Below are 25,048 nucleotides of genomic sequence, written 5' to 3'. Positions count from 1 at the left end.
ATGACTCCTTATGTCATTCCCGTAGACTTTTTATGTTATTTCCGCGTAGGCGTGAATCCAGGGTAAAGCGAGATAAATCGAGCTTTTAAAAAGTTTTAAAGTACTGGATTCACGCCTACGCGGAAATAACATCGGAAGCCTTAACGACAAGACTAAATTTTACTTCCGACTGCATAATATCTAAAACCGATTTTTTTCATTGCTTCATTATCTAGTATATTTCTAAGATCAATGATTATCGGCGATTTTACTAAATCATAAATTTCTTGCCAATTAAGTTCTTTAAATTCTGACCATTCAGTTGCAATAACTATAATATCTACTGATTTACAGGCGTCCACTGCTGAATCTAAATATAGCAAATTTTTATGTTCCAAATTCTTTTTAGCATTTTCAAGACCGATAGGATCAAATGCTTTAACATATACATCTTTATTTAATAAGATCTTTACAATTGCGATGGCAGGGCTTGCTCTTACATCATCTGTTCCTGCTTTATATGTTAAACCTAAAATTGCTATATTTTTACCTTTTAAATCTCCGTCTAACAAAGTAGCTATTTTATCTACCATATTACTTGGACGCTGCTTATTACTTTTAATTACTGCCTTAAGAATCCTACAATCTATATAATGATTTTCTACAAGATTATTTAATGCTAGAATATCTTTTGGAAAGCACGAACCACCAAAACCAGGTCCTACATTTAAAAAATTTTGACCGATTCTTTGGTCAAGTCCTACACCTTTAGATAAATCTTTAATATTACCGCCGATTTTTTCACATAAATCAGCCATCTCATTAATAAAAGCAATTTTGGTAGCTAAGAAACTATTTGAAGCATATTTAATAAGTTCGCTCGTCACTAAATCGGTAACCACAAACTTTGCACCTTGTAAAGGTGCATAAATTTTTCGCAATATTTCCTCTGATTCTTTATTATTTACACCGATAACTATACGATCAGGATATAAAAAATCTTCTACCGCACTACCCTCTCTTAAAAACTCAGGATTAGAAGCAACATTAAATGAAAAGCCTCTTGATTTTAAATAAGCTATAATATTACTGCAACTACCGGGCGGAACGGTAGATTTTATGACTATTAAACAATCTTTATTTATATGCTCGAAAACTTTATCAATAGCATCATAAACATATTTTAAATCCGCTTCTCCCAAGCATTTTGAAGGTGTACCGACCGTAATAAATATTGCATCAGCATTTTGAAGTTCATTATTATAAATATTTGTAAATTTTAACCTATCAGATTCTAAAGCTTGCTTAAGATACTCATCAAGTTTAGCTTCATAAATCGGTAATATTTGCTTATTTAATTTGGATATTTTAACCTCATCATTATCAAGACAAGTAACATTATGACCTAAATAGCCCAGAATAATACCTGAGACTAATCCCACATATCCGCTACCGATAAATGTAATATTCATAATTTTTTGTGATTTTTATATTAAATTTTTAAATTATACGTTATATTCCAAGTGTATACCTCAAATAAATGAAGAGTAGTATAAACGAAGCTCAATTTCAAAAAGTGCAAGGAGTCCACAAGACGAGGAACAGAGCGTATACTTAATACGTGAGTACCGGAGTACTTGTAGGATGACATAGCCAATTTTTGCAGTTCTATCCGAGTATATAAAGCTTTTATCATATTTCAATAGATTTACAAGCTCAAATGAATTTTATTAAAAAAACCTTTATTAGTATTTTTATAATTCTGATTTCATTATCTTTGGCTATAACTCTAACTGTTTATAGTGCAAATAAAGGACACTTAAATGAACCTTTGAAAAAAATAATTGAATTTTATTTAAGTAAAAATGATATAAAGGCTGTACTACATAATTTAGAATTTAAAGAAAACCGATTATCCATAGATAAAATTTCCTTAAGTCTTATAGATAATGCTAGAGGAGAAATTAACGATTTTAATCTTTTCTTTAATTTCAAAAATTTCTTCTCTAATTCGTTAATAGAGGCTAATTTTAATATCGATAAAATTTCCGTAATTTCAAATAACGATGAAGAGATTATAAATACTTCAACGACCGGTGATTATTCGTTAAATATAATTAAAAAAGATTCCCTAACCGACATACGATTAACTTCAATAAAAAGTGATATCTTAACTGATGAGCAAGGAACAGACTTACCTCTAGGAAATGCTTTATGCTCATATAAAACCACCTATTCTAAAAATAATCCAAAGACCGTTAATTGCAAACTCACCTTTGGGGACAAAGCTTTTTTATCACTAAGCGGTATAATAACCGATAAAAATATCGATGCAAGTGCAGCTGCCGCAAATATGCCTTTAATAATTTATCAAACAGTCGAAAAAATTATTCCGGATAATCCTATAATCTCATATTTACGAGAACATATAAAACAAGGTTACATCCAAAACGGAGAATTAAATATTAAATTAGATAAAAAATTTTTAAAAAAAAATATTTTAGTAGAAGATAATTTAAAAGCAAATTTACATATCTCGAATTTTGAATATAAATATCATACAGATTTACCGCCTTTGACTAAAGTTGATACTAATATAATCATTTCGGGACCGGAAATAAAATTTCTAATTAATGAAGCATATAGCGGTAAAAGTGTCATTTCAGACGGTATTATGACTTTCAAATGGGAAGGACTGGATAAATCACAATTTGTTTTTAATGCTACTGCTAAAGGTGAACTTAATGACTTAATTGCCTTTGTTCCAAATGATGCATATCAAAATATTAAAGCTCAAAATATTGATCTTAAAACAATCAAAGGAACGGCAAATTCAATAATAGAGCTAATAATTCCTATTAGCCCCAATATCCCTAATAGCTATAATGTTTTGTCGACATTAACAAATATCTCTTTTAACACATTAGACAATAATATCCTATTACAAAACGGTGAAGCCAAAGGTAGTTTTAAAGATAATAAACTAAATATTAGCGGTAAAGTTAACATTAATAATTATGCAAGCAGCTTTACTTATGATCATGATATATCGGATAAAAATAATGAGTGTTTACTTAAAATAAAAAGCAATATTGCGGCAAATAATCAAAGATTTGGAGTATTTAAATTAATTTCAGGTAGCACCGTTTTAAATTTTGAGTATAAAAAACAGCATAATAATGAGAGTTTTATTACCGTTAATTCTAATCTTAATAATTTAGAATTTTATATAGATAAAGTATCTATTCATAAAAAATTATATAAAAAAGCCAATTTATATTTATATACTAAATTAAATGATAAAAATTTCGATAGAAATATTGAATTTAACCTTTCAGGGCAGGACAATCTAAAAATTAACGGTAATGCCTTAATTAAGAAAAATATTTATAATATTAATCTAGCCTCTGTTAAACATAATCATACGGATTTAAAAGGAAAAATAATCATAGATAACCATAATCTTAATACGGCACTTTATGGAAGCAGATTAGATTTATCAAATGCTAATATGATGCAGTTTTTAGAAAAAGCGGGAGATTCTACACGTAATATTAATTTAAAAACTAATATATCAAAAATACTTTTAAAGAATAATATAATTCTAGGTAATCTTGATTTAGCAATTAAATGTGATAAAGTGCGGTGTTTCTCCGGCTTTCTAAATGCTAATATTGATAATAAAAAAGTTAAGATGTCGCTTACCGCTAAGGAAACTTTTGAACAATGGTTCATTGAATCCGATAATGCCGGAGCATTGCTTAAGGGACTCGGAATGTATAACACTATGCAAAACGGTCAAATTAACATCAACTTAAATACAAAAAGATATGAAGTAAAAAAAGGTGAAATAGTGCCAATATTAGACGGCAAATTTTCTATAAAACATTTTACGGTAGTCGATACTCCTTTTTTAACACGGCTTGTTTCCTTTGTTTCGTTGCCGGGTTTTCTTAGTTCAATAACTAATAATAAAAATATTTTATTTGAAGATATGAGAGGTAAATTTAATTATAGAGGAAATATAATTACAATTTTTGATACGGAAGCACATGGACCGTTCTTTGATTTTACTATGACAGGTAATATTGATACCAAGCAGCAATTAATTATGGTTAAAGGAAATGTTATTCCTTCCTTTTTCTTAATCAGCACTATTGTAACTAAAATACCGGTAGTCGGTAAAATATTTTCCAAAGTCGCTCCTTACTCCCTAAAAATGAAATATTAAGTAACTATTTAAAGCTATTAGATTTCGTGTACAAAATTTTTAATCATTCCTTTATGTCATTCCTGCGAGGCATTATTGCGTGTGTACCTAATCGTCATTACGAGCGACTGAAAGCGTTGTTGCATTGCTCAAAAAACGTATTCGGTGTCATACCGTGGCTTGACCACGGTATCCAAAAAACAACTAAAAATGCTAACGATATTAGTATTTTTAACTGGGTCCTGCTACAAACTTGCGGGATGACAGAGGTGGAAATAAGACATGCAACAAAGCCACAACTGCAAGGAGCGTGGTGGCAATTCAGAAATAATAATAGAATATTCTGTAAATCAGAATTTTTTACTGGATTGCTTCGTCGAAACTTACAGTTTTTTCTCACAATGACGTTGAAGATCAATTCATGCAAGAATGACATAAATAACCATACATATTTAATCGGTATTTTACTTTTAGGCTTAATTTCCGGTCTTACGTTCAATTTAATTTTTTTTACAGTTCCATATCAATTATCCGAAGCAAAATACACCACTGATATAATAGGTTCGATATCACTAGCTGCCTTTCCGTATTGCTTAAAGGTCATATGGTCACCTTTTATAGATAAATACTCTATACCTTTTTTATGTTCTAAATTCGGTCACAGGCGTGGCTGGGCATTGGTATCACAAATATTTTTAATCCTAGCGATGACGGGGTTCTTAAACATAAGCCCTTGTAATAACTTATATATTACTGCAATTATCTTATTTATTATTTCATTCTGCAGTTCTACACAAGATATTGTACTTGATGCATATAGAATTGAGAGACCTACATCTAAAGAAGAACTTTCAATGGCTTTTACCTTTAGTAGCATAGGGTTTCGTTTAGGTATGTTACTTGGCAGCGTCGGTACTTTATATTCATCAATTATTTTCGGCTGGAATACAGTATATAAATTTGCTCTATTCATTACTCTAATTGGACCTATAGTAATTTTATGTATCAAAGAACCACCATCAAAAGAAATATACCATACAACTACTAATTTAATAGGATTACAACAATATTTTGAAGTTATTAAAAAAAGTATTATCTCCTTAAAAAATGAACAGCAATATTTACTGCTAATTATATTGTTTATCTTTTTATATAAGGCTGCGGATTCTATACCTATGGCGATGAGTTCGCCTTTATTGCTCGATTTAAGTTTTACTACTCATGAAATTGCTGTTATTTACAAAGCTTACGGGTTACTAATCATGATCGTCGGAGGAGCTTTAAGCGGCGTTTTAGCTGCAAAAATGGGTATATTTCATAGTGTCTTAATTGGTGGAGTTACTCAATTATTGTCACCTCTTATGTTTATGATTCTTGCTACTATCGGCTATGATATAAAGACATTTATAATAACTGTTACAGTACAAAATTTTTGTGCAGGCTTTGCAGGAACTATTATCTCTATCTATTTTGCTAGCCTTTGCAATAGTGAATTTGTTGCCACACAATATTCTATTATTGCATCTTTTAGCTCGCTTAGCCGTATTATTCTAGCTAGCCTTGGCGGTATTTGTGCAAAATATCTTACTTGGCCTGTATTCTTTTTAGGTAATACTCTGTTTAGCATGTTATTTATCCCGATATTTTATAAAATATATAGAAAGAAACTAGGCTTTGTGAATATTTCTAAAAAGATATGACAATTATTAAAAAAAGTTTATAATTTTATAATATTGATATATATATATATTTCTGCGAAATGAAGAGTCAGAATTTTTATGAAACTATATAGTTTTCAAGAACATTTATTAGAATTAAAAATAAGGCTTCTTAGAATATTTATTGCTTTTATAATTATATTTGCTATTTGCTATTATTTTAGCGACAATATTTATAGTGTTTTATTAAAACCGCTTGCTAAGCTAAGCGGTGATACGGTACGAAATATAATTTATACAGGGCTTACAGAAGCATTTTTTACCTATATTAAACTTGCAGCTTTTACTGCTTTTACTATTATTATACCTATAATTGCTTTGGAGTGTTATTTATTTATCAGTCCCGGGTTACACCACCATGAAAAAAAAATTATCGCTTTTATTCTTTTTATGTCGCCTATTTTATTTTGGTGCGGTAGTATTTTTGTTTTTTACTTTGTAATGCCGAAAGCTTGGAATTTTTTTCTTAGTTTTGAAAAACGTGATATGATAGTACCGATAGTTTTGGAAGCAAGAATTAGCGAGTATCTAAATTTAGTTATTCATTTAATTATTGCTTTTGGAGTTGCCTTTCAACTGCCAGTTGTGATAATGATATTAAATATACTAAAAATAGTTAAGGTACAAACACTTAAGCAAAAAAGATGCATTGCCGTGGTAATTAACTTTATTATTGCAGGAATATTAACGCCTCCTGACATTTTAAGCCAGTTTGCTCTTGCAATACCGCTACTTTTATTATATGAAACTTCAATAATGATATGTAATTTTATAGAAAAACTGAGGACACTAAATGTTAAATATCAAATGGATTAGAGAAAATAAAGAATTGTTCGATGAAAAGCTTAGCCAAAGATTTATTGAACCTATGTCTAGTAAAATTGCTATGCTCGACGGAGAGAAAAGAAAAATTACGAGTTTAATTCAAGAATTTCAGCATGCACGTAAGGTCAAATCAAAGATTTTAGGTAATATGACCTCTAAAAGCGGCGAAGAGTTTGAAGGGTTACAAAGAGATGTCAAACATATAAATGAGAAGTTGGAAGCACTTGAACAGGATCTAAATAATAATAACGAATTAAATGAACTATTAAACATGTTTCCTAATATTCCGGACGAAGAAGTACCTTACGGAATGGATGAAAGTATGAATAAATTAGTTCGTACTTACGGAGAGACAAATCCAAATGCTTTGAATAAACAGCATTTTGAACTAGGTATAAAATTAAATTTAATGGATTTTGAACAAACTGCTAAAATTTCTGGAACTAGATTTGTAACGTTAAAAGGTGATTTAGCAAAGCTAGAACGTGCTTTAATTAATTTTATGGTTGATGTTCATACTAAAGAGTGGGATTTCTTTGAGATATCACCTCCGGTATTAGTGCGAGATAATGCTATGTATAATGCAGGACAACTACCTAAATTTGCCGAAGAGTCTTTTGTAACAACCAATGGTTACAGACTAATTCCAACCGCAGAAGTATCTTTAGTAAATATAGTTGCCGATACTATTATACCAAGAGAAAAATTACCGATGCGTTATGTTGCTTACACCCCGTGCTTTAGATCAGAAGCAGGTAGTAGCGGTAGAGATACAAGAGGTATGATTAGATTACATCAGTTCGGTAAAGTTGAGCTAGTATCTATTACTACCCCTGAAGAATCAAAAAATGAGCATGAATATATAACTAATGCATCAGAGACTATTTTACAAAAACTGAATCTTCCTTATCGTGTTATGTTACTTTGCACCGGAGATATGGGATTTGCGGCAAAAAAAACCTATGATATAGAAGTATGGCTTCCGGGACAAAAGCAATATCGCGAAATTGCTAGCTGTTCTAATTGTGGAGATTTCCAAGCACGTAGAATGAAAGCAAGATATAAAGAATTCGGCAGTAACGAAACTACCTTAGTTCATACTTTAAATGCTTCAGGATTACCTATCGGAAGAACTATGGTTGCAATACTTGAAAATTATCAGAATGAAGATGGATCAATAACTATACCGGATGTCTTGATAAATTACATGGGAGGATTACAAAAAATCACTGCCTATAGTGAATAATTGTTTATTAAAGATAAATAATAAGGTAAAGTTTCTAGTTGTTGTTAAATTGGCTTTGTTGCATGGCTCTTATGTCATTCCCGCTTTCGCGGGAATGACATCGAGTAGAGGTCTACGGCTGCTCGCAATGACGACTCTAGCATCCACGCAGGCAAAGTTCATTAGTATATACTCCTGTGAAATGAAGAGTTGTTATACTCGTTCAACTTGAAAAATTGGCTACGTCGTCTTTGTAAGTCCTCGGATGCTCACTTATTAAGTATACGCTCCGCCCCTCGGCTTACAGACTCCTTGCTCTTTTCCAAGTTGAACGAGTATACAAAACGATAATTTAAATTCAGGTTATTTGTGTTTAGTGGTTTACGAAAATTTGACAAAGATATATATAATTATAATGCTCCTAATTTTATACCTATAGCATGTCATTATAATGAAAATACTTTACTTACCAAAGACGGTAAATTACTACAAATTATCAAAATACACGGCATTACCTCAGAAAAAATAAGTGATAACATACAAAATTTACGTGAAATGGTTAGAGTTTCTATAAAAAAGAATATAACCGATTATGATTTTGCTTTTTGGCTACATACAATACGAGAAAAACAAAACTTAGACGATTTAACTCCTTACAAAAAATTATTACCGGCAAATATTCATACCCTATGGCAAAGAAAAAACCATTGGAATGATAAATTCGTTAATACTTTATATATATCTATAGTACATGATTCTGCTAAAGTTAACATCACAAATTTTAACTCTTTAATAAATTCTTTATCTAATAAATTAATTACTGATTTTGAAAATAACTACTTAGATACAGCGTTTCAAAAATTAGACAATATCACTAATAATATTTTAAATGATTTAAACGAATTCAGTGCTGAAAAACTCGGTATAATATTTGAAAATGATAATGTTTTTTCTAATCCTTTATTTTTATATAATCGAATAGCTAACCTTAATAATAATGATTGTTTGGTACCTATAATAGATTTATCCGATGCACTAGGTAGAAGTATTTATACAATTAGAAGCGATAAAGTGGTAGTTACGGATCATGAGAAAAATAATAAATTCGCTTCTTTACTATCTATAAAAGAATATCATGAAACTCCTTCTAATACACTGGATAAATTTTTACAGTTACCGATTGAATTAATAATAACTGAAATATTTTACTTTGTTAGCAAAAAACAAGTAATATCCAAATTGCGTGGTCAAGATTATATTCTAAAAATTACTAACGACTCAACTTTACTTAATCACAAAGGGATTAATAAGCTTGATGCAGCTAATTTAGATTTTCAATTTTGTAATCAGCAAATTTCAATTGCCGTTATAGAAGAAGATGAAAATAAACTAGATGCAGCCGTAGCTAAAGCATCAACTGAACTTTTTAAACTTGGTATTATTCATGTAAAAGAAGATATTAATATTGAGCAAATATTTTGGTCGCAATTACCTGCTAACTTTGCCTTTATACGTAAAATGTCACCATTATCCGTAGAGCATATTGCTTCTCTTACCGCTCTTCATAATACTACACTCGGTAATCAATATAATCCTTGGGGTAAGGCTATAACTTTACTGCGAACCGAGAAAGGTACTCCATATTTCATGAATTTTCATGATAAAACGAATAAAGGTAATACTTGCATCTTTGGTACGGGGAAAACCGGCAAAACTGTATTATTGAACTTTTTAATATCAGAATCGACTAAATACGATCCAACAATAATTTATATCTCTAATAATAATGATTCTAAAATTTTTATCGAAGCAATAGAAGGCAAATGGTTAGAACCGGACAAACAAATTATCAATCCATTTTTAGTAGATGATACAGCAAAATCACAAGCATTCATTTTAGAATTTTTAAAATTAATCAGTGGTCATTACATTTCACCTCTTAGCGAAATAGAGATATCCTTTCTAGAGAAATTAAAAAATAAAATTTTATCAATTGAAAAAGAAAAACGTATTTTTTCCGATATTTTAAAATTAGAAGATTTTAAGGAGGAAGGAGGAATACAAATACTTGATAAACTTAAAGTTTTTACCGAAGAACAATTATATTCCGGATTATTTGACGGATCGTCTCTTAACATTGAAGAAGGGCAAGTTATAGGGTTTAATTTATATAAACTTTCTGATGAGCCGTTTTCTAAACAATTTTACCCGACGGAGAGAAAATTTTTAGAACAATTTAATAATAATTTAAAGAAACACCAAAGTATTAGTGCAGCAGCAATTTATGCTCTTACTTATCATTTAAGTCTAGTTGGCACAAAACCTAAAATATTTGCTGCCGATAATTTTGATACACTTTACAGACCTGAGATTTATTATGATAATATAAATTTAATCTATAATAATTTGTCTCAAAATAACGGTATTTTCGTCAGTAATTTCAATTTTATTTATCTTAAGTCATATCCAAAATATACTATAAAACCTTGGCTTGATTTAATTAATACTAAAATTATTCTACCGTCTGACGTTAAAATAGAAGATTTAGATAAAATTTTAGGTTTAAGCGAGCCGGAAATAAAAAAATTATCACAGCTAATACTTTCTGCAAGAATGTTCTTAATTAGTAAGGATAATGAAGCGATAGCTTCTGAATTAAGTATTGCCGCTTTAATAGGAGTTGTCCGTATTTTATCAAGCAGACAGGAGGAAATGGATATTTATAAAAAAATACTTGAACAACACCAAGGTCCTCCGGATAATTGGGTTAATTACCTATATAATGAGTTAAATACGGACTAATATTTCACTCTGTCATCCCGTGATTTATTATGGGATCCAAAAAAATTAAAAAGGACTGGATCCCGCTACAAGCTCGTGGGATGACAATAATTTATTATGAACTATAAAAACAACGCGCATAAAGAATACTCAAAGTGTTAAAAAAATATTTATTATTTTTCTTATTTTCATTTTTCTCATTTAATGTATATGCATCTATTTGGGATGATATAGTCACTTGTCTTAGCGATCCATGTAATTGCGGTCAAAGTGAGAGAACGGAAATTTGGAATAAGGATGGAGGCATCAATGCAAAGCCAAGAGGACCTTTTAAACCAGGCACATTATGTCCTCCTTGGAATAAAAGCGACGGCCGTGATAATGATACTTGTTTATTAAAATTTGATTACCCAGGTACATTTATCGGTTTTTTACTCAATAGATGTGCAGAAGAAGCCCCTGATAGTAGTTACTTTACTCCAAAAATTCGTATTAGAGTTCAAAGCTGTAATGCCATAGCTTGTTGGCACCAAAACTCTACTTTAAATTGGGATGGAGAATGTGTATTATGGCCTACAGGTTACGGTATACCTCTAACTAGAGTCTGTGCTAGAGTTGCCGTACCAGATATGCCTCCACCTCCCGGGATAAATGCTCCACCTTCCCCTGCAGATCCAGGTTATACCGATGGAGTACATCTCAATAAAGTCGGTTATACAGAAACTGATAATAAGATAATCGGCGTAGACGGAAAAATAGTTACTTTAAAACCTCCTAAACTTTGTGCTTATAGCGATCCTGGACTTGTTAACCTTGTGTCAGATTCCGGTGTACATCTTGATCCGGTGGACTGGAATCCTAATCGTCAACCTCTTCATCACACTAACGAACTTAGCCCTATTGCAAAAGTATTAAAATTTTTAGTTGAAACGATAAAAGGAGTAAGTTTACCAAGTTTATTAGGGCAGCTTCTTGGTATGATAGATCAAAATTCAGAATTTATAAAAGTACTTCAATCAATACTTAATGCAATAGGAAAGATTTTTAATTTTTTTCCTACTTTAATAATAAAAATTATTGAAGCACTTGGATCATTAAACGGTTCTGTAGATAGCTATTCTTTTGGTTGTGTACAATTACCTTTAGGGCCTTTTCCACCACCATATTGTCCAAATTTAGATTATATTAGCATTAATGCGAGTGCTCATAATGTATGTAGCATAAAAGATGCAAGCGGCCAGTTTGACCAATCTTCTACTAGTCCAGCTTGTGTAGTGCCATCTAATATTAATGTTAAAAACAATATTGTTAATAATACCATACGTGTTAGCTTTAGCAATCTTGTTCCGCTTTGCACGAGTTCTCGCTCTGACCTCAAAACTTGTGTAGAACCACGTAATATAGATTTTTCTTCAGCAAAAATTACTCATACTAATACGGCTTTTAAAGATTTAATTAAATCGTGTAAGAATACTTCAGGCGACACTCCATGTATTAATACAGAAATTTCTACACCATGTAGTGTTACGGCTAACGGTTGTAATGAGGGATTTAGAATAGTATATTCGCAGAAAATTGGAAATGTAGAAACACCCAGCGATTACTACATAAGCGATATACCGGACTGTCCAAGTTCTAATTCAACTACCTGTCAAAAAGTGTGGGGAGTTAATATCGGCGAATTTAAGGATGTAAGCGTAAAATTTCCTGAGGTACAAAAGCAAGATACAACTAGCTTAATGCCTATAAAGACAGATGTCATCTTAAAAGACAATAACGGTAAAGATAGAAAGCTTTATGTCTCTATTAGTAATACCGAAGATGATAAGCAAAATCCTAATAATATTTGCTTATTTGAGTCCGGTAATTTAATAGATTGCGTACCGAGAGTAAATCATTCTTACAGCTTAGCTGCTTATGAATGTGCAAAGCAATATGCCGGAATTACCTGTACTAATAATAGCAATCCCAACGATGCTTATTATAAACCGCAATTCATTGCGTCAGTACAAGTAAGAGAAGGCGACAATATCATAGATGAAACAAGCACTCTTGTAACGCCGTTAGCATACGCCGGACCTCCACCTCCCAACCCCACTGACACCGAAAGCATAGTAATGCTTGCCGGTTATAAGTATAGTTCTTCCGTTGCGTTTATACCTAAAGATCCAAAGGCAGATAAATATATTGCTATGCCATTTTCAGGAGAGAATGCTCTAAATCAGTTGACTATTCACGGTAAATATAAAGACGATAAAGCACCTTATGATAGTAATGGAAATCCTGACTCAAGTGCGGTATATTTAAAATATTTAGAATATATAAACGGTAAATATATCCAAGGTGGAACGCATGCCTGCTTGATGCCGAAAAATTTCCAACATTGTAACCCTATGCTGCGTCCTACTTTACCTGATGGATCACCTATGCCCGGTTACAATAATGACTCAACAAATTGTGTACTTGCTAAACTCAACAACAACGATACTATAAATTGTAAAGATTTTAAAAATAAATATAACGTTAAATATCCAAATCTTGGCTTATGTAAAAAAGATACAGATCTAACGCGCTGTACTCTAGAAGAAACAGTGTCAGGTCCAGGAAGAGGTATTACAATTTATACTTGCAATATAAATAAGATTCCGAGTAAATGCTATACCAATAACGATAAGGCTAATACTCCAATATGTGTTTTAAGTAGGGATTATACAGATAGAATCGAGCCGAAACCTAACATAGGACCAATATTAGTACCGGTAGATCCTTCAAAATATTATACAGTGACATATACAAAAGGAGATAACAATACTCCTCCTGAGCCGACGTATAAAGCTGAGACTGAGGATGTAAGAGATAAAACTTGGCAAGAGCTAAATCTTTGTGCTCCTATATTAGTACCTACTTGTGCTAAAATTCCTAGCACAGAGAAAGCTCCTTCCGGTAACAATCACGGTAATGCAGAATGGCCTGAAAGCGATATAGGAGAACTTGCAAAAGGAAAATGCCCGACGAATTGGATACCTATTGATCCTAATAAACCTTTAGAACGCCATTGTTTATCATATTTTGATAGAAAGGTTGTCGAGTTTGAACCTTTGGGCCACAATGTCGGCTGTAGAGAATTTAAAGGATTACCTATAAAAGTTGGTTATAATGACTTTCCATCAGACCAATTACTTGAGACCCCTTATAATCCGGTAACTAAAATAGGTGACTATATCTTCAACAAAAAACCGGTACCACATGGGAGCATTATGGCATTTCCAAAGGATGGAGCAAGTATAGCTGCAGCAAATAAACCGGACAATACAATATTGCATACTGTAGAATTCAAAGTAACTTTAGATGCAATAATGGACGATATTGAGTATTTTGAAGTAAAAGATTTATGGTATGATGATTGCACATTAATATATGTCAACGGCACAAAGTTACTTAGCCTCCCTACTAACGTTGATTCTCTAGATGAGAAAAGGTACTGTAACAATGGAAATGACCAAGGTCAAGCATTACAAGCTAAAAATTTACCGATTGATATAAAGCGTTATTTAAAACAAGGAGAAAATACTATAAGATTCCAGCTAAGAGTTATGTTTGATGGAGGACTATATTTTCACATGCAATATAAAATGAAGAGATAAATAAATGAGTTGGATTATTTTTTATACGGTAATCGCTGCTTTACTGATTCTCGATTTGGGAATAATACACAAAAAAAATACCATAATGAGTTTTAAAGAAAGCGTGCTTTTTAGTCTTTTCTATCTTGTAATAGCTGGTTTATTCGGTATCTATGTTTACTATAATACGGGGGCAGATCATGCTCGTGAATATTATACTTGCTTTCTCATTGAGAAAGCTATGTCACTTGATAATATTTTTGTTATCTCTATTATGTTCCAATTTTTTAAAATTCCCGGGCAATATCAACATCGTGTTTTATTTTGCGGTATAATAGGCGTAATAATATTCAGAGCCGTAATGATTTACGGCGGTATTATTCTTATAAATAAATTTGCCTGGTTATTATATATTTTTGCCGTAATACTTATTGCTACAGGTATAAAAACTTTCTATGTATCACATAAAACTTTTGATATACAGAATTCTTATATTTACAAGTCAATAATAAAAAATCTAAATATTACCCCTAACCTTGAAGGGGATAAATTTGTTGTTAAACGTAATAACAAACTATATTGCACCCCCCTTTTTATATCTCTAGTACTGATAGAAGCAATAGATTTAGTCTTTGCTATAGATAGTATACCGGCAATATTCGCAATTACTAATGATGTTTATATAATTTATACTTCAAATATTTTTGCTATTTTAGGGCTTAGAGCGTTATTCTTTTGTTTAGCAGAAATTGTAGAACGTTTCAGTTATATAAAATATTCTTTGGCTTTAATTTTAATATTTATCAGCTTTAAAATATTTATTCATCATTATATAGCGATTCCGGCATATGTTGCGTTAACTGTAACTATTACTTTATTACTATTTGGTATAATTGCTTCCATAATTAGGAAAAATATGATTGACCATTAATAAAAGGGGTATATAATATTTTTTTATTTTGCAATTATAATGACTAAATTACTAAAATCATTTTTTATTACTATCATCATTTTTAATAACATTGCTTGCGCAAAAGAAACAGGGTTCTATATAGGAGCAGAAGGTGGAATAGTTGAACCGGTCGTTAGTAAATTCCAACATAAACACTCAAATACCGAAATAATTTTAAAAAAATCAAGTATGTATAGTGGGAAAATAGGCTATATAATATATCCACAGATAGCTATTGAATGTTCAGCAACTTATCAACCTAAATATCGTCTGCATTACGTATTACCTCAGCAAAATTTAAGTAATGGTCTCACTATTCCTAAAACCCCAGGTAATATTACCGTATTATCAAATATATATATGCTAAATCTTATTTATGATTTAGAAAAAATAAAAACTTGCACACCTTTTGTAATACTTGGAGGTGGAATAGCACAAGTAAAAGTTAAGCCTACCTCTTCTAGGTGGAGTATTATAAATAGCGATTATTTTAAAGTAAGAAAAACTCATAAAAATTGTGTTGCTTGGCAAGCAGGTCTTGGAATTTCACAAGATGTAACTTCAAATTTAAGTATTGATGCAACTGCAAAATTACAAACGGCATATAGAGTAAGAATTAATTATGATACACTTGATATGAAAACGGGGCAATTCGTGCCAGCAAATCCTATCAAAAAAACTATAGCCGTTGGAGAATTTGGCATAGGATTTACTTATAGATTGCCATTTTAATAATTCTGTGATTTATATGAAAGCTACAATGTCATCCCGCGGGATGACACGAATAATTCAACTATATAAGGAAAAAATATGTCTCCAAAAGCTACTAACTCTTCTTCTACCCCTAACGGTCATGATAAGATGGCAAAAAAAACACATTCCGCACAATCCGTTGTTAACGGTGCGGTTTCAGATCATAACACTTATGATGAAGTACCGTATGAAAGCTACCCATATGCTCTTACAAATCCTTATCACTTAAGTACACTTGCAACTCTTTTCGGTGTAAATGCTCCTGAAGTCGAGAATGCAAAAATATTAGAGCTTGGTTGTGCAGCAGGCGGTAATTTAATACCACATGCAGTGCTTTATCCAAAAGCTTATTTTGTTGGGGTTGATTTGTCTAAGGTACAAATTGACGAAGCAAATAAAAATGTTAAAGCACTAGGATTAAAAAATATAGAATTCCATCATTGTTCGATAACCGACATTAACGATTCTTTCGGTAAGTTTGATTATATAATTTGCCATGGCGTAATTTCTTGGGTACCAAAAACCGTTAGAGATAAAATTTTTGAAGTTTGTAATAAAAATCTTAGTCCAAACGGAATAGCATATATTAGCTATAATACCCTCCCTGGCTGGAATATGGTCCGTACTATTAGAGATATGATGATGTATCATTCTAGCTCATTTGCAAATGTACGGGATAGAATAGCTCAATCTAGATTGTTACTAGAATTTGTTAAGGATAGCTTAGAAAACTCTAAAACTCCTTATGCAGAAGCATTAAAAACCGAAGCAGGGCTACTTGCTAAACAAACCGATCATTATTTACGTCATGATCATCTAGAAGAAGAAAATGCTCAATTCTACTTCTATGAATTTATGAATGAAGCAAGAAAGCACAATTTACAATATTTAGCCGATTGTAATCTTTCGACTATGTATCTCGGTAATATGCCGCCGAAAGTAGTAGAGCAGTTAAAAGCGGTAAACGACATAGTTAGAACCGAACAATATATGGATTTCATTACGAATCGTCGTTTTAGAACCACTTTACTATGTCATAGTGATGTGAAAATTAATAGAAATATTAACAATGATGATATAACGAAATTTAATATAATCTTTAATATAGTGCCTGAAAAACCACTCAAAGAAGTAGATCTTAATAATGCTTCCGAAAATTTAAAATTCTTCTTAAACGGCAATCAAGACTCTAACTTAACAACTAGTTCGCCTTATATGAAAGCTATTTTATACACTTTCAGCGAAAATCTAAATAATCCGTTAAGCTTTGAGAAAATAACCACTGAAGCTAATAAAAAGCTACATAATACTAAATTAAACGAAATCAAAGCTGAGCTTTTAAATAATGCAATGAAGCTAGTACTACAAGGTTATATTAGTATTACAAATCAGAAGCATCGAAATAAACCTGAGCTTGATAAGCCTAAAACAACAAAAATGGTGATACATCAAGCAACCAATACACCTTCTATGTGGGTTACAAATTTAAAACATGAACCGATCGGCGTTAATTTCTTTGAGAAGTTTACACTTAGATATATGGATGGTAAACATGATAAAAAAGCAATCATTGAGGCTGTACTTGGTCATGTAGAAAAAGGCGAGCTAACTTTAAGTAAAGAAGGTCAAAAAGTAGAAAACAAGGAAGAAATACGCAAAGAACTAGAAAGCTTATTTATTCCGATGATCAAGAAATTTTCTTCTAATGCTTTGTTGGTGTAGCCAATTTGCACTCTGTCATACCGTGGTCTTACCATGGTATCCATGATACTAAACAAAAATTATTTATTGATTCTCCTACGCCAATGGCGTATAATTATTATGAGTAAAAAACTGATTTCAGTTGTTGAGCTTCCAGAGTTTCAAAAATTCGCTAAGAATAATTTAAATGAAAAAGAATGCTTTGAAATAATACATTACATTGCTGCTAATCCTGACCAAGGTGATATAATAAAAGGCACTGTAGGTATAAGAAAGTTACGATTTACTTTAAGTAGTTAATAAAGGTAAAAGTGGCAGTATAAGAATAATTTATTTTTACTACAATGAAAATATGCTGGTATTTTTAATAACCGGTTTTATAAAAATGAATAATAAAAATACTAATCAAACCAACAAAAGTATATTAATTGGAATGCAAGAGGCTGTTTTATACACTAAAGGAAAATTAAAAGCAAATAAACATGATATAAAATTATCTAATATAGACGTACATGAAGCAAGAGATAAGTTAAAATTAACACAACAACAATTTGCTACAACATTTGGAGTGAGTGTTGCAACTTTAAGAAACTGGGAACAAGGCAGAAGATTACCTACCGGAGCTGCAAAATTACTTCTTAAGATTATTGAGAAAGAACCTAATGTTGTAAAACGAGTTTTACGAGGATAAAATAGAGATAAGACACAACCTATATAAACACCATGCCTATATTTTTTTATTTATTTGCAACATTAATAACTATCAGTAGCTTATGCGTTGTCTTAAGCAAAAATTCCGTATATTCGGTATTATGGTTAATTTTTGCATTTATCAACGGTGCAGGACTTATGATTTTGCTTGGAGCAGAATTTTTAGCTATGGTGCTGATAGTGATTTATGTTGGAGCTGTAGCAGTATTATTCTTATTTGTGATAATGATGCTAGATATGCATTTTAATAAGACAATAACGCAGCTAAAAGCAAATCTAGCTTTAAGTATTTTTATAGCTTTGATTATGTTTGCCGATTTAGTAATAATTATTTTACTTGGTACTAAAAATATTAATTTCAACTCCAATGTATCGTTTGCCATAACAAATAATATCTCAAATACTAAAGCAATAGGAGGCGTACTCTACACAGACTTTATGCTACCGTTTCAAATGGCAGGCCTTATATTATTTGTCGCTATGATTGCATGTATTACGTTAACACTAAAGAAGCGTGAGGGAGTAAAACGTCAAGATATATCAAAACAACCACGTCACAATAAAGAAAATACCATATTAATGACAAAGCCTATTCTAAATAAAGGTATTGAGAATATTAAATATGAATGAATATATTTCGCTTAATCATTATTTAATCTTAAGCAGCTTAGTTTTTACTATCGGAATGTTTGGATTATTTATGCATCGCAAAAATATTATCAATATATTAATGTCTATTGAGTTAATGCTGCTTGCAGTTAACATAAATTTTGTTGCATTTTCCGTATATATGCAAGAATTATCGGGACAAATTTTTAGTATTATAATCTTAACCGTAGCAGCTGCCGAAACCTCAATCGGGCTTGCAATATTACTAATATATTTCCGTAATAAAGGCTCCATTGAAATTACCGACATTAATCAGATGTGGGGATAATGATGTATCAGAATATTTCTATAATGATCATCATGTTACCGCTTGCATCTAGCATAATAAACGGGTTATTCGTAAGGGTAATAGACAAAAAATTAGCGCAAGTAATTGCAACCGGCTTTTTATCTTTATCTGCCTTATTCTCATTAATAATATTTTGCGATGCAGGCTTAGACGGGAATATAATCCATATTAAATTATTACCATGGATTGAGATTGAAAATTTTAAAGTAAATTGGTCGATTTATATCGATCAGCTAACTAGCATAATGTTTATAGCCGTAACATGGGTGTCAAGCATCGTGCATATCTACTCGCTTGGATATATGGCCGAAGATAAGGGGATTATACGCTTCTTGTCTTTTCTTTCTTTATTCACTTTTTTTATGTTAATGCTAGTATCTAGCGATAATTTCTTACAGTTATTTTTCGGTTGGGAGGGCGTCGGCGCTTGCTCATATTTACTAATAGGTTTTTGGTATTCAAAAGAATCAGCCAATAAAGCAGCGATTAAAGCTTTTATAATAAATAGAGCCAGCGATTTTGCTTTTATCTTAGGCGTAATGACGATTATTGTTTATTGTGGCTCGGCAAATTACAAAGATGTATTGTCATCTGCAGAATTATTATCTAATATAAAAATATTTTTACATTTTTCCATTCTAGACATTATTTGTTTATTATTATTCATCGGTTGTATGGGTAAATCTGCACAGATCGGTTTACATGTATGGCTTCCTGATGCGATGGAAGGACCGACTCCGGTATCTGCACTTATTCATGCAGCAACCATGGTAACGGCAGGAGTATTCTTAGTAGCACGCTGCTCGTATTTATTTGAATATAGCCCTTTAATTCTACAATTTATTACGATTATCGGCGGTGTTACTTGTCTCTTTGCTGCAAGCATTGCTATTATGCACAGCGATATAAAGAAGATTATTGCTTACTCAACTTGCAGTCAGCTTGGTTATATGTTCATGGCGTGCGGAGTATCTGCCTATAATAGCGGAATATTTCACTTAGTAACTCATGCCTTTTTTAAGGCCTTATTATTCTTATCAGCCGGCAGCGTAATACATGCCGTTCACGAGCAGGATATTTTTAAAATGGGTGATTTAAGAAATAAAATGCCGGTAACTTATGGCAACTTCTTAATCGGCTCACTTGCACTAATAGGGATTTATCCTTTGGCAGGATTTTACTCTAAAGACTCGATTTTAGAAGCGGCTTATAGTAGCGGCTCGTTTATGTTTATTTTTGGAATAGCAGCAGCAATACTTACCGCTATTTATTCAATGAAGATTATTATGTTGGTATTTCATGGCAAAACTAAGCTAGAAAAAGATGTTTTTGAGCATGCTCACGAACCGGCTAAAGTAATGAATAATCCACTTATATTACTTGTCGCCGGGAGCTTTTTTAGCGGTATGATCGGCTATTATTTACTTGCTATGGACAAACCAAACGGTTATTTCCATGCAAGCCTATTTAATTTACATATTTATAAATTACTAATTAGCCACCCGCCTTTATATATTAAGCTACTACCTATGGCAGTCGGTATAGTGGGTATTGTTACTGGGATTTACTTATATAAGTCAAGTCCTGTTATGTCATTCCCGCAAAAGCGGAAATCCAGTAAAAATATTAAAAACGCCTGGATCCTGCGGTCAAGCCGCGGGATGACACCCCTTGTATTAATTTCCAACATATTACGAAATAAATATTACTTCGATGAAATATATAATTGCTTAATTGTGAAACCTATTAACTGTTTAGCTTCTTTATTTTATCTTGGCGATCAGCAAATAATTGATCGTTTTGGACCGAACGGTTTTTCACGAGTCGTTAATTACTTTAGCGTTCTTACCGGCAAAATACAAACAGGATATGTTTTTAATTATGCTTTGTATATAGTATCATTTATTGTTGTAACAATTAGTTATTTTGTTTGGAAAAACATAATGTACTGATGTTATTTGCGTTAAAAACTAAAACCGTCATTGCGAGCGAATGTAAAGAGCGTGGCAATCTCATGAAATAATAACAAATTCCTGAGATTGCTTCGTCAATTACTTCGTAATTTGCTTCGCCATGACGGAAAAAAACTCATAAAATCTTAAAGAATGTTAGAATTACCTATTATATCTATTAGTATTTTTCTGCCGCTAATAAGCGTGCTATATATTTTGCTGTTTATTAGTCAAAGTAAAAAAGCAGATAAACCGATATATGTAATGTATGTTGCAGTGCTGAGTTCTGTTTTAACATTCATCTCAACTATCTATATTTTAATAGAGTTTGACTCCTCAAAACCCGCTTATCAATTTGTTGAACGCTACGCTTGGCTTGATAAGATCGGGCTTGAATTCCATGTAGGCGTTGACGGTATATCAATATTTTTTGTGGTTCTAACTTCTTTTCTTACTCTTATTTGTATAATTGGAAGCTTATTTACCGTTAAAAAATATATTAAAGAATATTTGGTATGTTTTTTATTAATTGAATCTTTTTGTATAGGGGCATTTACCTCGGTAAATTTACTATTGTTTTATCTGTTTTTTGAAGCAATATTAGTGCCGATGTATATTATGATCGGCGTATGGGGTGGCAAGAATAGAATATATGCGGCTCTTAAATTCTTCTTATATACGTTCTTTGGTTCTGTATTTTTCCTGCTTTCATTAATTTATATTTATAGCAAAATGCATAGCTTTGATTTAACCTATATCTTTCAGCTTACCGATAATATTCCATTATTTGCTCAGCAAATTTTATGGTGGGCTATCTTTATTGCTTTTGCCGTTAAAATCCCTATTATTCCTTTTCATACTTGGCTACCCGATGCACACGTACAAGCTCCAACCAGCGGCTCGGTTATTCTTGCCGGTATTTTGCTAAAACTCGGCGGTTACGGTTTTTTAAGAGTATTACTACCTCTATGTCCGAGTGTATCACAAGAATTTGCAATTTACGTAATTTACCTTAGCGTTATTGCTATAATATATGCATCACTCGTTGCGCTTGCTCAAAAAGATATGAAGAAGATGATAGCATATTCATCTATTGCACATATGGGATATGTTACGATAGGTATTTTTAGCTTTACTAAAGCCGGAGTTAGCGGAGCAATATTTCAGATGCTTAGCCACGGCGTGATTTCTTCATGTCTATTCTTAATAGTCGGTACTTTGTACGAAAGATTACATACAAAAGAAATAGCTAAATATGGTGGTGTGGCAAGTAAAATGCCGGTGCTTGCCGCATTTTTTATGATTGCAATGCTCGGCTCTGTCGGGTTACCCGGAACTAGTGGATTTATTGGAGAATTTTTAAGCCTGCTTGGGATTTATAAGGTGAATGTAGTAGCAACCTTTATAGCAGCTCTCGGCATAATCTTCGGGGCGGTTTACATGCTGAAATTATACAAAGAAGTAATGCTCGGTGAAATTACCAATAAAGAAATTATGCATTTCAGAGATTTATATAAATACGAAATAATCTCAATAGCTCCTTTAATATTATTAATTATTTACTTTGGTCTAATGCCGAGTTCTATTTTAAATGTATTTAGCTTATCGGTGGAAAATTTGTTGGTAAAATTTTAATTGCTTACAAAAAATATAAATGCTACTCTAATTATAGAACTTAAAAGTGAGATTTATATGAACAATAGCAAAAGAAACTAAAAAACTAGGTCAAGAAGCTAATAAGGTAACAGGCATAGATATAAGTCATGTGGTAAATCCTGATGCATCAGATCATAAAGAAGCTTGAAGAGATGCTCGTGAGAAACTTGGAATTGGTCATAATAATCAACAAGATAATACAGAATTAACTGGGACCACACCAGAAGAGCATCATGAAAATTAAATGCAACAGATGTCATACCATGGCTTGACCACGATATCTAGTAAAATTATTAGTATTTTGAATTGCTTTTATGGATACCGTGGTCAAACCATGGTATGACAAGGACATGCTATCACTTCATCAATTACAATTTAAAAACTTATTTGATCTAAATATTACTTTTCTTCCTTCTTCTATCACATATATAAAAGGAGCTAACGGTTGTGGGAAAAGCTCGTTGCTACGAATGATAGCAGGAATTATGCAACCGAGTAGCGGTAATATCTACTATAGAAACTGTAATATTAACAATATCGCTAAACTTTACTGCACTTATATCGGTCATAATTTAGGTCTAAAATCAGAAATGACTGTTTTTGAGAATCTAAAATTTTGGTCAGAAATTTATAATTCCGCTGAAACCCTATATGCTGCTATTCATTACTTCAAATTACACGACTTATTAGATAAAAAATGCTATAGTTTGTCTAGCGGAATGCAGAAAATCGTAGCCATAGCAAGGCTTATTGCTTGCCAATCTGACTTATGGCTACTTGATGAAGTTGAAACTAACTTAAGCAAAGAAAATAGGGATTTACTCAATAATCTAATTGTCATGAAAGCAAATAGCGGCGGTATTGTTCTTCTATCCTCTCATCTAGAAAGCTCTATAAAATCTGCACAGATATTACAGCTTGATTAATTATTATTGTTTTGCGTATTTTTATAAATCTCCCAATGTACAATAAAAAATATAAGGCTAACTATAATCCAAATTGAACAATTAATTATTGTACTTACAGCATGTGTTTTAGTAACTTCTATATATTATTCTTATAACTAATTCTCTTGTCTTTTAGCTCTTTTAGAGGCAACCCTTTTAATTGTTCATATAAATCCTTATAATATGATTTTAGCTTTAAATATTGCTCATTAGTACTATATATTTTATGAGTTCCTCTTATTCCGGTAGGAATACTGTTTTATAAACATAATTTTTTAGTTTTTATAATTATTTACAATTAAGAGAGTAAAAGTCAAAAAAAAAGCAATAATTAAATTACAAAGGTTTATGAAATCTCGAATGCAAGGTTCGAATTTTCATGATATATTTTTTAATTTAACTTTTTTGAAATGAACCTATTAACAGAATCACAATAGCATAATATACGTATATATTCCGAATAAATGAAGAGTAATTAAACGAGTATATTACCTATACTCGTAATCTTTGTGTAGTTTACTAGCGAGTGCCTGTTCCCATCTATCGCCATTTTGCAGTAATCTTTCCTTATCGTAAATAAGTGCGGTATGAGTTAGACTTGCAAACTCAAAATTAGGACCTTCAACTATTGCATCTACAGGGCAAGCTTCCTGACATAATCCGCAATAAATGCATTTTGTCATATCTATATCATAACGAGTAGTACGCCTGCTGCCGTCTTCTCGTTCGTCCGCTTCAATTACTATCGCTTGTGCCGGACAAATCGCCTCACAGAGTTTGCACGCAATGCAGCGTTCTTCACCGTTTTCATAGCGACGTAGGGCATGTTCACCCTTAAATCTTGGACTAACAGGGCTTTTTTCATAAGGATAATTTATGGTAACTTTGGGCTTAAAGAAATACTTTAAAGTCAAAGCCATCCCCCTTACTATCTCATATAGAAAAAACGATTTTAAATAGTTTATCATAAAAATTATATATTAAAGATCGATGTATTTCTGCAGGGCATCACCCGCATGGATACCGAGTCGTCATTGCGAGCAGCCGTAGACTGCGT

Annotated in this window: 18 protein-coding genes and 2 pseudogenes; 17 read left to right on the top strand and 3 right to left on the bottom strand. The window is 31.8% G+C overall.

What is annotated here, in order from left to right; genetic code table 11:
- Positions 1-152: 152 nt before the first annotated feature.
- Positions 153-1,451, bottom strand: a complete 1,299-nt coding sequence (locus tag GCO76_RS05845; protein ID WP_410956526.1) for a UDP-glucose dehydrogenase family protein — start codon at positions 1,449-1,451, stop codon at positions 153-155.
- 248 nt (positions 1,452-1,699) lie between these two features.
- On the opposite strand from GCO76_RS05845, the gene GCO76_RS05840 reads away from it, so the two are divergent.
- The 5 genes and pseudogenes from GCO76_RS05840 to GCO76_RS07940 form a co-directional block, all read left to right on the top strand.
- A complete protein-coding gene (locus GCO76_RS05840) occupies positions 1,700-4,210 on the top strand; it encodes a YhdP family protein (RefSeq protein ID WP_410956525.1) in 2,511 nt (836 codons plus the stop codon).
- Between the two features lie 26 nt (positions 4,211-4,236).
- Positions 4,237-5,889: an MFS transporter gene (locus tag GCO76_RS05835; protein WP_410956524.1), complete on the top strand. Its 1,653-nt coding sequence runs from the start codon at positions 4,237-4,239 to the stop codon at positions 5,887-5,889.
- 78 nt (positions 5,890-5,967) lie between these two features.
- The gene (gene tatC, locus GCO76_RS05830; RefSeq protein WP_410956523.1) at positions 5,968-6,723 is read left to right on the top strand and encodes a twin-arginine translocase subunit TatC; all 756 of its coding nucleotides are present in this window, start codon (positions 5,968-5,970) and stop codon (positions 6,721-6,723) included.
- Positions 6,701-7,978, top strand: coding sequence for a serine--tRNA ligase (gene serS / locus GCO76_RS05825; protein WP_410956522.1), 1,278 nt, complete (start codon positions 6,701-6,703; stop codon positions 7,976-7,978). The genes tatC and serS overlap by 23 nt, the downstream gene beginning before the upstream one ends.
- A gap of 49 nt (positions 7,979-8,027) precedes the next feature.
- Positions 8,028-8,180 (top strand): annotated as a pseudogene (locus tag GCO76_RS07940) (palindromic element RPE5 domain-containing protein); the annotation flags it as partial.
- On the opposite strand, the pseudogene GCO76_RS05820 reads toward GCO76_RS07940, so the two are convergent.
- Positions 8,181-8,283 (bottom strand): annotated as a pseudogene (locus GCO76_RS05820) (palindromic element RPE5 domain-containing protein).
- Positions 8,284-8,326: 43 nt separating this feature from the next.
- Between GCO76_RS05820 and GCO76_RS05815 the strand changes: the two are divergent.
- The 12 genes from GCO76_RS05815 to ccmA all read left to right on the top strand — a co-directional run bounded on the left by GCO76_RS05815 (position 8,327) and on the right by ccmA (position 23,970).
- Positions 8,327-10,759: a VirB4 family type IV secretion/conjugal transfer ATPase gene (locus GCO76_RS05815; RefSeq protein ID WP_410956521.1), complete on the top strand. Its 2,433-nt coding sequence runs from the start codon at positions 8,327-8,329 to the stop codon at positions 10,757-10,759.
- Between the two features lie 134 nt (positions 10,760-10,893).
- Positions 10,894-14,382 carry a hypothetical protein gene (locus GCO76_RS05810; protein ID WP_410956520.1) on the top strand — a complete coding sequence of 1,163 codons (3,489 nt, stop codon included), beginning with the start codon at positions 10,894-10,896 and terminating at the stop codon, positions 14,380-14,382.
- 4 nt (positions 14,383-14,386) lie between these two features.
- On the top strand, positions 14,387-15,292 hold the full coding sequence (locus tag GCO76_RS05805; protein ID WP_410956519.1) for a TerC/Alx family metal homeostasis membrane protein: 906 nt from the start codon (positions 14,387-14,389) through the stop codon (positions 15,290-15,292).
- A gap of 39 nt (positions 15,293-15,331) precedes the next feature.
- Positions 15,332-16,045 (top strand): outer membrane protein, encoded by a 714-nt coding sequence (locus GCO76_RS05800; RefSeq protein ID WP_410956518.1) that lies wholly within the window; start codon positions 15,332-15,334, stop codon positions 16,043-16,045.
- A 78-nt stretch (positions 16,046-16,123) separates the two neighbouring features.
- Entirely contained in the window at positions 16,124-17,788 is a 1,665-nt protein-coding gene (locus GCO76_RS05795) for a methyltransferase regulatory domain-containing protein (RefSeq protein ID WP_410956517.1), read from the top strand.
- A 42-nt stretch (positions 17,789-17,830) separates the two neighbouring features.
- A complete protein-coding gene (locus GCO76_RS05790; protein ID WP_410956516.1) occupies positions 17,831-18,067 on the top strand; it encodes a hypothetical protein in 237 nt (78 codons plus the stop codon).
- Positions 18,068-18,152: 85 nt separating this feature from the next.
- Positions 18,153-18,458, top strand: a complete 306-nt coding sequence (locus tag GCO76_RS05785; RefSeq protein ID WP_041404426.1) for a helix-turn-helix domain-containing protein — start codon at positions 18,153-18,155, stop codon at positions 18,456-18,458.
- A gap of 32 nt (positions 18,459-18,490) precedes the next feature.
- Positions 18,491-19,108 carry an NADH-quinone oxidoreductase subunit J gene (locus GCO76_RS05780; RefSeq protein WP_410956515.1) on the top strand — a complete coding sequence of 206 codons (618 nt, stop codon included), beginning with the start codon at positions 18,491-18,493 and terminating at the stop codon, positions 19,106-19,108.
- Positions 19,101-19,415 (top strand): NADH-quinone oxidoreductase subunit NuoK, encoded by a 315-nt coding sequence (nuoK, locus tag GCO76_RS05775; RefSeq protein WP_012151334.1) that lies wholly within the window; start codon positions 19,101-19,103, stop codon positions 19,413-19,415. The genes GCO76_RS05780 and nuoK overlap by 8 nt, the downstream gene beginning before the upstream one ends.
- On the top strand, positions 19,415-21,388 hold the full coding sequence (gene nuoL, locus GCO76_RS05770; RefSeq protein ID WP_410956514.1) for an NADH-quinone oxidoreductase subunit L: 1,974 nt from the start codon (positions 19,415-19,417) through the stop codon (positions 21,386-21,388). Before nuoK ends, nuoL begins: the two co-directional genes overlap by 1 nt.
- Before the next feature lie 153 nt (positions 21,389-21,541).
- The gene (locus tag GCO76_RS05765; RefSeq protein WP_410956513.1) at positions 21,542-23,023 is read left to right on the top strand and encodes an NADH-quinone oxidoreductase subunit M; all 1,482 of its coding nucleotides are present in this window, start codon (positions 21,542-21,544) and stop codon (positions 23,021-23,023) included.
- A 371-nt stretch (positions 23,024-23,394) separates the two neighbouring features.
- Entirely contained in the window at positions 23,395-23,970 is a 576-nt protein-coding gene (ccmA, locus tag GCO76_RS05760; protein ID WP_103897490.1) for a heme ABC exporter ATP-binding protein CcmA, read from the top strand.
- A gap of 509 nt (positions 23,971-24,479) precedes the next feature.
- Here the strand turns inward: ccmA and nuoI are convergent.
- On the bottom strand, positions 24,480-24,959 hold the full coding sequence (gene nuoI, locus GCO76_RS05755) for an NADH-quinone oxidoreductase subunit NuoI (RefSeq protein WP_017442668.1): 480 nt from the start codon (positions 24,957-24,959) through the stop codon (positions 24,480-24,482).
- Between the last annotated feature and the right edge of the window lie 89 nt (positions 24,960-25,048).

Origin of the sequence: Rickettsia koreansis (assembly GCF_046532895.1) — a bacterium.
GTDB lineage: Bacteria > Pseudomonadota > Alphaproteobacteria > Rickettsiales > Rickettsiaceae > Rickettsia > Rickettsia rickettsii.
This window is presented reverse-complemented; position numbering and strand designations above follow the sequence as displayed.